This window comes from Agrobacterium rubi TR3 = NBRC 13261 (assembly GCF_000739935.1).
Taxonomy (GTDB): Bacteria; Pseudomonadota; Alphaproteobacteria; order Rhizobiales; family Rhizobiaceae; genus Agrobacterium; species Agrobacterium rubi.
Window position 1 is genome coordinate 16,561 of record NZ_BBJU01000004.1, and the last position, 12,009, is coordinate 28,569.

General features: G+C 59.0%; 11 protein-coding genes and 1 pseudogene. 5 read left to right on the forward strand and 7 right to left on the reverse strand.

The window, feature by feature from the left end; translation table 11 throughout:
- Nucleotides 1-51: 51 nt before the first annotated feature.
- Nucleotides 52-1,422, reverse strand: a complete 1,371-nt coding sequence (locus RRU01S_RS03115) for a L,D-transpeptidase (protein ID WP_108722550.1) — start codon at nt 1,420-1,422, stop codon at nt 52-54.
- A 178-nt stretch (nt 1,423-1,600) separates the two neighbouring features.
- Here RRU01S_RS03115 and RRU01S_RS03120 point away from each other — a divergent pair, with 178 nt between their 5' ends.
- The 3 genes from RRU01S_RS03120 (at nt 1,601) to RRU01S_RS03130 (ending at nt 3,292) form a co-directional block, all read left to right on the forward strand.
- Nucleotides 1,601-2,440 (forward strand): DUF4432 family protein, encoded by an 840-nt coding sequence (locus RRU01S_RS03120; protein WP_045228947.1) that lies wholly within the window; start codon nt 1,601-1,603, stop codon nt 2,438-2,440.
- Nucleotides 2,441-2,566: 126 nt separating this feature from the next.
- Nucleotides 2,567-2,905 carry a protein tyrosine phosphatase family protein gene (locus tag RRU01S_RS03125; protein WP_045228948.1) on the forward strand — a complete coding sequence of 113 codons (339 nt, stop codon included), beginning with the start codon at nt 2,567-2,569 and terminating at the stop codon, nt 2,903-2,905.
- 45 nt (nt 2,906-2,950) lie between these two features.
- Nucleotides 2,951-3,292, forward strand: coding sequence for a RidA family protein (locus tag RRU01S_RS03130; RefSeq protein WP_045228803.1), 342 nt, complete (start codon nt 2,951-2,953; stop codon nt 3,290-3,292).
- 331 nt (nt 3,293-3,623) lie between these two features.
- Here RRU01S_RS03130 and RRU01S_RS03135 read toward each other — a convergent pair whose 3' ends face one another.
- The 6 genes from RRU01S_RS03135 to RRU01S_RS03160 all read right to left on the reverse strand — a co-directional run bounded on the left by RRU01S_RS03135 (nt 3,624) and on the right by RRU01S_RS03160 (nt 9,124).
- Nucleotides 3,624-4,391 (reverse strand): HugZ family pyridoxamine 5'-phosphate oxidase, encoded by a 768-nt coding sequence (locus RRU01S_RS03135; protein WP_045228804.1) that lies wholly within the window; start codon nt 4,389-4,391, stop codon nt 3,624-3,626.
- Between the two features lie 138 nt (nt 4,392-4,529).
- On the reverse strand, nt 4,530-6,182 hold the full coding sequence (locus RRU01S_RS03140) for a thiamine pyrophosphate-binding protein (RefSeq protein WP_045228805.1): 1,653 nt from the start codon (nt 6,180-6,182) through the stop codon (nt 4,530-4,532).
- Complete coding sequence (caiB, locus tag RRU01S_RS03145) at nt 6,179-7,384, reverse strand: succinate--glutarate CoA-transferase (RefSeq protein WP_045228806.1); 1,206 nt, start codon at nt 7,382-7,384, stop codon at nt 6,179-6,181. Before caiB ends, RRU01S_RS03140 begins: the two co-directional genes overlap by 4 nt.
- A 103-nt stretch (nt 7,385-7,487) precedes the next feature.
- On the reverse strand, nt 7,488-7,799 hold the full coding sequence (locus RRU01S_RS03150; RefSeq protein ID WP_045228807.1) for a helix-turn-helix domain-containing transcriptional regulator: 312 nt from the start codon (nt 7,797-7,799) through the stop codon (nt 7,488-7,490).
- Between the two features lie 12 nt (nt 7,800-7,811).
- Nucleotides 7,812-8,135: a type II toxin-antitoxin system RelE/ParE family toxin gene (locus tag RRU01S_RS03155; protein WP_045228808.1), complete on the reverse strand. Its 324-nt coding sequence runs from the start codon at nt 8,133-8,135 to the stop codon at nt 7,812-7,814.
- Between the two features lie 56 nt (nt 8,136-8,191).
- Nucleotides 8,192-9,124 (reverse strand): alpha/beta fold hydrolase, encoded by a 933-nt coding sequence (locus RRU01S_RS03160; RefSeq protein ID WP_045228809.1) that lies wholly within the window; start codon nt 9,122-9,124, stop codon nt 8,192-8,194.
- Between the two features lie 105 nt (nt 9,125-9,229).
- Between RRU01S_RS03160 and ettA the strand changes: the two genes are divergently transcribed.
- Together ettA and RRU01S_RS26830 are read left to right on the forward strand one after the other, a co-directional pair.
- On the forward strand, nt 9,230-10,879 hold the full coding sequence (gene ettA / locus RRU01S_RS03165; RefSeq protein WP_045228810.1) for an energy-dependent translational throttle protein EttA: 1,650 nt from the start codon (nt 9,230-9,232) through the stop codon (nt 10,877-10,879).
- Between the two features lie 348 nt (nt 10,880-11,227).
- Nucleotides 11,228-11,977, forward strand: a pseudogene (locus RRU01S_RS26830) (nitrate- and nitrite sensing domain-containing protein); the annotation flags it as partial.
- Nucleotides 11,978-12,009: the final 32 nt, after the last annotated feature.

A 12,009-nucleotide genomic window follows, 5' to 3' on the forward strand; every position in this document is an offset into this window, starting at 1 on the left:
ACGCCGGCTGAACCCCACATCAAGCGCGGGGTGACGGACGGAGTGTACCACTTATTCCGCGAACTCCACAACCACGCCCGGCCGGACCATCTTGGCCAGTTCCGTCGCATCCCAGTTGGTCAGGCGGATACAGCCGTGGCTGTTGGTCTTGCCGATCTTGGATGGCTCCGGTGTGCCGTGAATGCCGTAGGTGGGCTTGGAAAGCGCAATCCAGACCGTGCCGACCGGGCCGTTGGGGCCGGGCGGAATCTGCAGGATCTGGCTGTTCTGGCCCTGCTGGAAGTTGATCTTGGGGTTATAGGTATAGCCCGGATTGAGCGCAATGCGCTCGACCGTGTGCGTCCCGGATGGCGACGGTGTATCGGAGGAGCCAATAGTCGCCGGATAGGCGGCAATCAGCACGCCGCTTTCGTCATAGGCAAATACCTGCTTGATGCCCTTATGGGCAACGATGCGGGCGACTTGGCCCTTTTTCGTATCGCCGGGGCTGACGACCTTGATGATGGTGCCGGGCACGGTGAAATCGACGCCGGGGTTGAGTTCCTTCAGATAGGTCTCGTCCATATGGAAGCGTTCAGCCAAAGCCTCTGATGTCGAGGTATAGGCCATGGCCGGAAGCTGTGCCTTTTCGGCGTAGTCATCGGGAATGGAGGCCACGTAAGGACCTGCGGCGTCTGCTGCGGTAATCGTATAATCGACGATCGCCAGACCACCGGTGTTGCGCAGGCGCTCCAGAATGTCGTCGGTGTTATTAGGGTCCAGACGCTCGCCGGTCATATCCTGCCAAGCGGCAATCGCCTTGTTGACGTTGTCGCCCATCTTGCCGTCGATCACGCCGGGCGAAATGCCTTCGCGGTCGAGAAAGACCTGAAGGGCCACGATTTCCTGGCGTGAGCGGTTGACCGGTGCGGTGACCGGCTGGTTACGCTCGACGAGGTGATCTGGCTGCGGCACGATGGCCGTGGTGCTTTCGCCGGGCATGGGTTCGCCAAGCGGGCCGCTTTCGACATCGCCAGGGCGGGTTGCGACAGAGCCGGTATAGACATCGGGATCGGTGCCATCGCCGCGATACTCTCTGAAATCACTACCGTTGGGGTTGCCCTGCGCGCCGTATTGCGGTTGCGGCTCGCGCATCTGCCCCGGCGCTGGCGGGTAGTAGCTGTCATCCTGCTGCGGATAATACGGGTCTTGGGGGGCCTCGCGGCGCGGGGCCACGGCACCATTCGGCATTTCGGTGGCAACGAGATTGCCGTATCGGTCGTAATAGACCGTGCGGCCGATCCGGTCGCGGCTGATCACAATATCGCCACGGTCGGGCGTGAACTCAAGGACACGGCCATCCGGCGAAACCAGCATAGGCTGCTGGGCAAGGGCCTGATGGGGCGCAAGCAAAGGGGTCGCCGCAACAGCGAAAGAGAACATTGCGTTAATTAAAAGTTTCACGATTCTGCGATCCCTTGGGTTCATGCCCAATACACACACGTTAATCTTGACCCTATTGTGAAAAAGGTGAATTCGAAGTTAACGCAATCTTAATTTTACGACGCGGCGATCGCTTTTTTGTGATCGCCATGTCATCGAGTGAGTGAAGGAACAGTCCATGCGCGCGCTGAAAGCCGGAAAATCCCCCACGATTTTTCTAGACGAGACCTCTGTTTTCGATATCGGCTCCTGCATCGTAGACGGTATCGACATCGCGCCGGGCAGGGCCATTCCTGACGATGGCGACCCCAGGATCGACCACTCTCTCGAAGGCTTTATGTTCACCTGCGGCCCCGACCACATTCGCCATCCAGAGCCAATGACCAACAGCGCTGATGGACAAAAATATTCTTTACACGGGTCTTTTTCCTCGCACCCAGCCGAGATTACCGATTGGGTGGTCTCGGACGATAATGCGCGGGCGGCGGCAAGGGTTCCCGTACAGCTTGCAGATGGTGGCACGGCGCTTCTGGAACGCGAGTGGCGGATCGATGGCGCAAGCGGCGAGGTCAGCCTCAGCGACGTGGTCACCAACACCAGTGACAGCGCCCGGCCGGTTTTCCAGATGTACCACATGAATGTCGGTTCGCGGCTGTTCGATGACGGGGTAAAACTCTCTGGCGCGATGTTTGATGGCGGTGGTTTCGGCTGGCGGTTCGGCGAAGAGCCGGGCGGCGTTTTCTGCGTGCCGGCAGGCGAGAGCCAGGAAGGCTGGGCGGAGATGAGGCTGGGTCCGATTGCGGCCATCGGCGGGCGCACGTTGAAGGTGGCATTCCGCACCGATACGCTGCCCTATCTCCAGATGTGGCGCAACCAGAGCGACCCGGCCCATGTCATGGGCATCGAGCCCGTCTCGCATCGCTGGGTGGATCGTGCAGAGTTGGAGGCCGCCGGCGAGTTTCACATGCTGAAACCGGGCGAAAGCCGCTCTTACGGTTTGCGGTTTTCCATTCTCTAAAACGCCTTTCAATTGGAAAGGCGTATCATTGACGCACCGGATTTAACCCCTTACACCGGGTTCGGATTTTGAAACGGCACGGGTTCGAAACGAACCGGATCGCCGTCGTTACCGGAGGACATGAAGATGGATATCAGGCGCATTGACGAAGACTATTCCGTAAGCGGCCAGATCAGCGTTGCCGATCTCGATGAGGTCAAGGCGCTCGGCTTCAAATCCATCGTGTGTCACCGCCCGGATGGTGAAGAAGAAGGCCAGCCCCTGTTTGCCGACATCGCAGAGCGAGCCCAAGAACTCGGCATCGCCGTTGTGCATGTGCCGGTTGGACGCTTCGGTGTTGATGCCGATGCCGTCACCGGCATGGTCGATGCGCTGGACGAACTTCAGCGCCCCATGCTCGGCTTCTGCCGCTCCGGCGCGCGCTCCACGGCGATCTACGAAAAGACCCATCATATCCGCGGCTGATCGCAGCCGCCGTTTTCTATCCGAAGTACCAACAGGAGTTTCAGCATGAGCATCAAGCGTATCGAACCCGGCAAGCGCATGAGCGGCGCAGTCGTTCACGGTAACACGGTCTACCTCGCAGGTCAGGTCGGTGAAGGCACATCCGTGACCGAGCAGAGCAAGTCTGCCCTTGCCGAAGTCGACCGCCTGCTGGCTCTTGCCGGTTCCGACAAATCCAAGATCCTCCAGACCATCATCTACATCTCCGACATGTCCACCTTCGGCGAAATGAACGCCGTTTGGGAAGCCTGGATCGACCCGGCAAACCCACCAGCCCGTGCGACAAGCGAAGCAGCGCTTGCGACACCGGATTACAAGGTCGAGTTTATTGTGACAGCTGCTGTTTGAGTGGTTTGATTTTTCGATGAGAAAGCCGGTCCTTTTGGGCCGGCTTTTTTGTTTGGGGTGGGTGTTGAGTTGATGTTGGTGGGTGTGGGTGTGGCTTACCCCCCTCTGTCCTGCCGGGCATCTCCCCCTCAGGTGGGGAGATCGACTCGTTGAGGCCTCTCGCCCATTTCAAAGGCTGCGGACGGAGTGTGGAGCGTGTGTCTTACCGATCTCCCCCCTTTAGGGGGAAGGTGTCCGGCAGGACAGAGGGGGGTAAGCCACACCCACCTTCATTTGCTATTTCGTCAGTCCAGGAAGAAGGGGATTCTGTTTCGTTTTGAATCCCTTACCTCTATAATTTCGGAGGTTGAGTCAGTGCCTTCGAAAGTTGATTCAAATCCACGACGCGTTCGTCAAACCAAAGCCGAGCAAGATCAACTGCGGACGCGAGGTTGATCCCATCCGGGTCGATAGACGTGATTTTCCAGGCACCGGATTTCCTCCCCGCCAGAGCTGCCAAACGCGATGCCTCGCCCTTTATCGCATTGAGGCGAACTGCTTCAGCCTCCGCCGCTGTCATGAAGTCTTCAGCGCCTGATAGCTCGGTGCGCAGATCAGCAGGTGTGATGTTGCTGGCATTGCGGGCAGGGCCGCCATTGATCTGCACGCCTTCGATGTTCAGGCGGTAGAGCTGGGTGTCTGGTAGCGCGAGATAGAGCTTGGCTTTTGGATATCGGGCGATGTAGCGCGTCTTGGCGAGCGGCACCTCATTCTCGCCGATGAGTTCGGCTTTTCCCACCAGCGTCAGCCTCGGCAATGTCAGCGCGTCGCCCTTGTTGAAGGGTGCGAGCACCAGCGAAATGCGCGGGTCGGCTTCGATGTTGCGGGCGTGGAGCGCGAGGCGGGCGGTGAAGAAGAAGGGGGTGCCATCTGGTTCGACCGCGATGTTGGTGGCAGTGTTATAGGGATAACCGCTGTGTGGATCGAGCGTGGCGAGACCGGCGGTGCGCGACGTGTGGAGCACATCGCGGGCGACGCGGATGGCTTCGAAGGGTGCACCGGCGGATGGTTCTATGGTGGCGCTGCGTGGGGTTATGACCGCTGGTGTCTGCTCTGCCATTTATCTTTCCTCATTCCTGTGCTTGTCACAGGAATCCAGTGCCGCGCGTCTGCGCGGCGGACGAGCCCTTTCAGCCCAAGGACTTGGGCTGACTAGATTCCTGTGACAAGCACAGGAATGAGGACAGCAAGGGCTAGATTACGTCCGCTCGCGAATCTGCGTCAACGTCCGCGCAGGCGTAATGGCCTCCGGGTCCAGCTTCACTTCGATAATCGCAGGCCTGCCACTGGCGCGGGCTCGCTCATATGCCGGGCCGAAATCTTCGGTTTTCTCCACCAGTTCACCGTGGCCGCCATAGGCTTTGGCGAAGGCAACGAAATCCGGGTTGACGAGGTCGGTGCCGCTGACGCGACCGGGATATTCGCGTTCCTGATGCATGCGGATGGTGCCGTAGGTGCCGTTGTTGACCAGCACGGTGATGATCGGCAGGCCATAGCGCACGGCGGTTATGAATTCCTGGCCGTGCATCATGAAGCAGCCATCGCCAGCGAAGCAGACGACTTCGCGTTCCGGGAACAGGTGCTTGGCGGCGACTGCGGCTGGCAGGCCGTAGCCCATAGAGCCGGAGGTGGGGGCCGATTGCGTGTTGAAACGCTGGAAGCGATGGAAGCGGTGCAGCCATGTGGCGTAGTTGCCGGCACCGTTGGTGAAGACGGCGTCAACAGGCACATTGGCCTCGATCCACTCCATGATCGGCCCCATCTGTACCGGGCCGGGGCCGGTCTTTGGCGGAGTGGACCATTTCAGATAGGCTTCGTGCATGGCGGCTGTGCGGTCTGCCCAGACGGGGTGCTGTGGCGCCTCAAGGCTTTCCAGCGCATCGACGAAATCGCTGGTGGATGCGCAGATGGCGAGATCAGGGCGGTACATGCGGCCAAGTTCTTCGGCGTCAGGGAAGATGTGCACCAGCGTCTGCGACGGGTAGGGGATGTCGAGCAGGGTATAGCCGGAAGACGGCATTTCCGACATGCGGCTGCCCAAGAGAACGATGAGGTCGGCCTCCTTGATTTCCTTCGACAGCGTCGGGTTGATGCCGATGCCGACATCGCCCGCATAGGATGGGCTGAGGTGATCGAATAGAGCCTGACGGCGGAAGGAGCAGCCGACGGGCAGCTTGAAGGTCTCGGCAAATGTCTTGAATTTCGCGACGCTGTCTTCCGTCCAGCGCGTGCCGCCGACGATGACCATGGGGCGCTTGGCGTTACCCAGCAGCTCTGCGAATTTTGCCATCTGCTTCGGGCCGGGGTGGTTTTCGACCGGCGTGTAGGGCTTGGCTTCCGGTGCATCCACCAGATCGACCAGCATATCCTCGGGCAGGCTCAGGACAACAGGGCCGGGGCGACCGGATGTGGCGATGGCGAAGGCGCGGGTGACGAATTCGGGGATGCGGCGGGCGTCATCGATCTCGCCGACCCATTTGGCAAATTCCGTGAAGGCGCGGCGGTATTCGACCTCCTGAAAGGCCTCACGCTCACGCGCGTCGCGCTGGACCTGACCGATGAACAGGATCATTGGTATGGAATCCTGCATGGCAATGTGTAGTCCTGCAGAAGCGTTTGTCGCGCCGGGGCCGCGTGTGACCATGCAGATGCCGGGTTCGCCGGTCAGCCGTCCCCAGGTATCGGCCATCATGGCTGCGCCACCTTCCTGGCGGCAGACCACGGTTTCGATGCCGCTTTCGTAGAGCGCATCCAGCACCGCCAGATAGCTTTCGCCCGGCACGCAGGAGACGCGCGACACGCCATTGGCTTTCAAGGCTTCGACAATCAACTGTCCGCCGGTTCTCTTCATGGCGCAATGGTCCTTTCAATATCAGCCAGTTCGGCCAGAACTTCGTCCTGATGCTCGCCCAGACGCGGGCTCGGTCGATTATAATGCAAGGGTGTCTCGGATAGCACGATGGGGGTGCGCACGCCGGGAATAACGGTGCCATCGGCGGCTTCCAGATCGACGCGCAGGCCGCGGGCCTGAACCTGCGGATCGGCAAACATTTCCTCGATGGAATTGATAGGTCCAGCGGGCACGGCATTGGTTTCGCAGGCCGTCAGCAGATCGCGCTTCATCCATTTGAGTGTTTCGGTGGAAACGATCTGCCGTACCTCGACCTTGTGGGCGACGCGCGCCTTGTTGGTCGCATAGCGCTCATCGTCCGCGATGGCATCGATGCCGAGGATTTTGCACAGACGGCGGAATTGGCCGTCATTGCCAACGGCGAGAATGAGGAAGCCGTCAGCGGTGGGCACCACCTCGTAAGGCGAGATGTTGGGGTGGGCATTGCCCAGTCGCACGGGTGACTTGCCGGAAATGAGGTAGTTCATATTCTGGTTGGCCAGCACGGCGGATTGCACATCCAGAAGTGCCATATCGATATGCTGGCCCTGGCCGGTGCGCATGGCGTGGATGAGGGCGGCCTGAATGGCGGTGACGGAATAGATGCCGGTGAAGATATCGGCAACCGCAACGCCTGCCTTCATCGGCTGACCATCCGGCTCGCCTGTGATCGACATGAAACCGGACATGCCCTGAACGATGTAGTCGTAACCGGCAAAATCCGCGTAAGGGCCGGTCTGGCCGAAGCCGGTGATGGAGCAATAGATGAGCTTGGGGTTCAGCACCCGCAGCGACTGGTAATCCAGCCCGTATTTCTCTAACCCGCCGCGCTTGAAGTTCTCGATCACGACATCGGCGGTTTTCACCAGCCGACGCACGGTCTGGCGACCTTCCTCGGTCTTCAGATCAATTGTGATGGAGCGCTTGCCGCGATTGGTGGAGTGGTAATAGGCGGCGGAAAGATTGTCGCCATCCTTGCTCTCCACGAAAGGAGGACCCCAGGCGCGCGTATCGTCGCCGCCCTCGGGGCTTTCCACCTTGATGACGTCAGCACCCATATCGGCCAGCATCTGACCGGCCCAGGGACCGGCCAGCACGCGCGCCAACTCGATCACACGAATGCCCTTCAGGGGCGGCTGTTTCTTATCGGAAGTCTCTGCCATGTCTGTCTCACACATTTCAGAAGTTTATAGACGGGCCATCTTCTGCATGCATGTGAAATAATCTCATGGCGTCATTCCGTTTCGGCAGTGAAATGTCGTCAGATCAGGAGTGTGCGACACCTTCGGAAATGGGTTGAACAGCGAGGCGGAGGCCCATCGTGCGCAGAATGGCGCTTAAGCTGCGCAATTCGGGATTGCCGGTTACCGACAATGTTCTGTAAAGCTGTGTGGGGTTGAGGTTTGCTTCCCTTGCAACGTGCGACACGCCGCCAAATGCACTGGCCATTTGCCGCAGAGTCACCATCAACTCGCCCTGATCGCCATCCGCCAAGATCGCATCCAGGGTGGCTGCTGCCAGTGCCGGGTCATCGCGAAACACATCGGCCATGGCATCGTCATGACTGCGATCTTTCATTGGAAAGCTCCCTTACTCAGTTCGATTTTGCCAGTCGCGCCAATATTCACAGGCGCGGTCGATATCGGTATTTTGCGTCCGTTTGTTTCCGCCGCACAGAAGCAACATCACCACTTTGCCAGCCCGGGCGTAATACACCCTGTATCCGGGACCAACATCAATGCGCAGTTCGTGCACACCATCACGCAGTGGCTTGAAGTCCCCGAAATTGCCCTGTTCCAGACGATTTAGGCGCCTGATAATGGCGACTTTCGCCTGCGCGTCACGCATATCCCGCAGCCAGTCGGCAATCGGGTCTGCACCAGTCGCTGTCAAATAATGTCTAATCTCAAACATGATTATCTTCGTTTAAAAACGATTATGCAAATGATTTTTAGAATGGATGCTTTTGATCAGTCCGCGACCTCCCGCGCCCAGGCCGCGAAATCTGCTGCCGGAACCTCCCAGCCGATTTCGTTCAACGTTTCGTGCCGCATGCCGGGGTAGATACGGTCGGTGACGTTGCTGAAGCCTGCGGCCCGGAACTGCTGGGCCAGCCAGACGATCTCGCGGCCATTGTTGGTGGCGGCGTCTTCGTTGCCGCTGACGAGGAGGATGGGCAGGGCTTTAGGGAGGCGGGAGATGAGTTTCGGGCCGCGATAGGACATGTCGAACACGTCCTGCCACAGCGAGACGCTGGCCTCAAACTGGCAGAGAGGATCGCCAACATAGGCATCGACCGCTGCCTTGTCGTGGCTCAGCCAGTCTGCCGTGGTGCGTTTTTCCGGCATCTTGCTGTTCCAGATGCGGAAGGTTGCCTTGGGCAGGATGGCGCTGGGCACATCGGAGCCCTTCAGCATTTTTTCGATGCGCAGAACGACTTGCGCCAGACGGCCCATGACGCCGGTGTTGAGGTTGGAATTCCAGATCGACAGGCCATCGAAGGCATCCGGGTGGCTGACGGCGGTGTTCAGCGCGATGAGGCCGCCCATGGAATGGCCAAAGAGGATGATGGGCAGGCCGGGGTGGCGTTCTGCGGCCAATGTGCGGATCGCCATCACATCGGCGATGACCTTGCCAACGCCGTCCTTCCACGCGAAGCGCCCAATGGGCGCATCGTCCGCCTTCGTGCGACCGTGGCCGCGATGGTCGTGGGCGTAGACCTCGAAGCCCTGTGCGGACATGACCTCGGCGAAACGGCGATAGCGACCGGCATGCTCGACAAGCCCGTGGCAGATCATCAGCACACCGCACGGCGTGCCGGTGGCGGGTTGATGCCGGTAGGCGAGGGTGGCGCCGGAAGGGCTTTCCAGCCGGTTGATTTCGCCAAACATCATATCGACCATTCCCGTCTCCGCAGCGTGGCTTATTCTTGGTTGGAGGTTGCTCCAACGCCCTATTTACCCTACATAGCGGCAACTTTCCCAAACTGACGTGGAGCATTCGCTACAATGGCACGCCAATTCATCTACCACATGTCGGGGCTGAACAAGTCTTACGGCGCAAAGAAGATTCTCGAGAACGTCAACCTGTCGTTCTACCCCGATGCCAAGATCGGTATTCTCGGCCCCAACGGTGCCGGTAAATCCACCGTGCTGCGCATCATCGCCGGTCAGGACAAGGAATTCACCGGCGAGGCGTGGCTGGCCGAAGGTGCGACCGTCGGTTACCTCGAGCAGGAACCGCATCTGGACGAGACCAAGACCGCGTTCGAAAACGTCATGGTGGGCGTGGCAGACAAGACGGCTGTGCTTGAGCGCTACAACGAACTGATGATGAACTATTCCGATGAGACCGCCGATGAGGGCGCGAAGCTTCAGGACATCATCGACAGCCAGAACCTGTGGGATCTGGAGCAGCAGGTCGAAATGGCGATGGAAGCCCTGCGCTGCCCGCCGAAGGAGAGCGACGTTTCCCTGCTTTCGGGTGGTGAGCGCCGCCGTATCGCGCTGTGCCGTCTGCTTCTGTCCAAGCCGGACCTGCTGCTGCTCGACGAACCGACCAACCACCTTGACGCCGAAACCATCGCATGGCTGGAAAAGCACCTGCGTGATTATCCCGGCGCCGTGATGATGATTACCCACGATAGATACTTCCTAGATAACGTCACCGGCTGGATTCTCGAGCTCGACCGTGGTCGCGGCATTCCTTACGAGGGCAACTATTCTGCGTATCTGACGGCGAAGGCCAAGCGTATGCAGCAGGAAGCCCGCGAAGATGCAGGCCGCCAGAAGGCGATTTCTCGCGAACAGGAATGGATCGCATCGAGCCCGAAGGCACGTCAGGCCAAGTCCAAGGCGCGTATCAAGTCCTACGAACAGCTGGTTGATGCGGCCGACAAGCAGCGTCCCGGCGACGCGCAGATCATCATTCCGGTATCTGAGCGTCTCGGCCAGGTGGTCATCGAGATGGAAGGCATCGTCAAGGGCTTTGAAGGCCGCACGCTGATCAACGATCTCTCGATCAAGCTGCCACCGGGCGGTATCGTCGGCATCATCGGCCCCAACGGTGCCGGTAAGACGACGCTGTTCAAGATGATCACTGGTCAGGAAAAGCCCGATAGCGGTTCGGTTCGCATCGGTGAGACCGTGCAGCTTGGCTATGTCGACCAGAGCCGCGATGCGCTGGATGGCAGCAAGACCGTGTGGGAAGAAATCTCCGGTGGTGCCGAGATCATCAAGCTCGGCAAGTTCGACATGAACTCACGCGCTTACTGTGGTGCCTTCAACTTCAAGGGTGGCGACCAGCAGCAGAAGGTGGGCAACCTCTCCGGTGGTCAGCGCAACCGTGTACACTTGGCCAAGATGCTGAAGGCCGGCGGCAACGTTCTCCTCCTCGACGAACCGACCAACGACCTTGATACGGAAACGCTGGGCGCGCTGGAAACGGCGCTCGAAAACTTCGCCGGCTGCGCCATCATCATCAGCCACGATAGAATGTTCCTCGACCGCCTTGCCACCCACATCCTCGCCTTTGAAGGCGACGGCCATGTCGAATGGTTCGAAGGTAACTTCGAAGACTACGAACAGGATAAAATCCGCCGTCTGGGTGCCGATGCGCTCAACCCGGGCAGCCAGGCTTACAAACGCCTGACGCGTTAATTGCCCGCAAAACGAGCAAAATAAGAGATCGCTGCCTTATTTTAAGGCGGCGATTTTTGTTTTATTTTATTACTTCCAGCACTGTACTTTAGATTTCATTCCATCTGCGCGGTTTTCCGCCATGGTTACCTGTTTTTTCAATATTCCTTAACGGATTCGGTAACTAATATTCGTGCGCCTATGAGTTGCGTTACGTTTGTGACATGAGGTCACGTTGGGAGCCGCCTCATGAAACTCGTCGATATCCCCATCAGCAAAAGGCTTTGGGCCGCTGTTATTCTTCCCATGCTTGGCGCGGGCTATCTGTGTTATGTGCAGATATCCGAGCGTCTCGGTGACTATCACAATATGAACGACGTCGTGGTTATCGGCGACCAGCTCAAAAAGTTGAGCAGCATCGCCCATGCGCTTCAGGTAGAGCGGGGCATGACGGCAGGGTTCATCGGCTCCAAAGGCACGAAACAGGCAACCGAACTTGCATCCGCCCGCAAGACCACCGATGCGGTGCTGAATGATTTTCCTGCCCTGTCGGCGGCGTTAAACGACCTGACGGGGGGCGCCTCGACCGCCCAGCAAGCCGCAGCAAAGGACAGTCTGGCGGCTGCCGTCAACATCCGCAGCGCAGTCGACAGCCTGACGACGACCGGAGGGGTCGCCTTTGCGGCCTACACATCTGCCGTTTCCACCATCATCACAACTGCCGATGATCTTTCTGTTGAGACCGGTAATCCCGACGTCTCCAGCCGCATTGCGGCCTTTGCCGAATTGATGCACGCAAAGGAAATCGCCGGTCAGGAGCGGGGTCTCGCCAATGGCTTCATTGCGGCAAAGCGCATGGACCCGGCCCGTTTTGCGGAGTTTGCATCCATGGCCGGTGGTCAGCAGGTGCTGATCGACGCCTTTCTGTCAGAGCAGAATGCCGCCTTGCAGAAAAGTGCTGCCACTCTCATCAACGATGTGTCGAGCGCCGTCGTGGATTTCCGCGCAAAGCTTCTGGCCAATGGTGGCAATGCAGATCTCAGTGGGCTCGATAGCGCAGCTTGGTTTGCGGCGGCGACGAAACGCATCGAAGCGTTGAAGCAGATCGAGAACCAGACCATCGACGACATTTCCGCTTTGGCAAAGCAGAA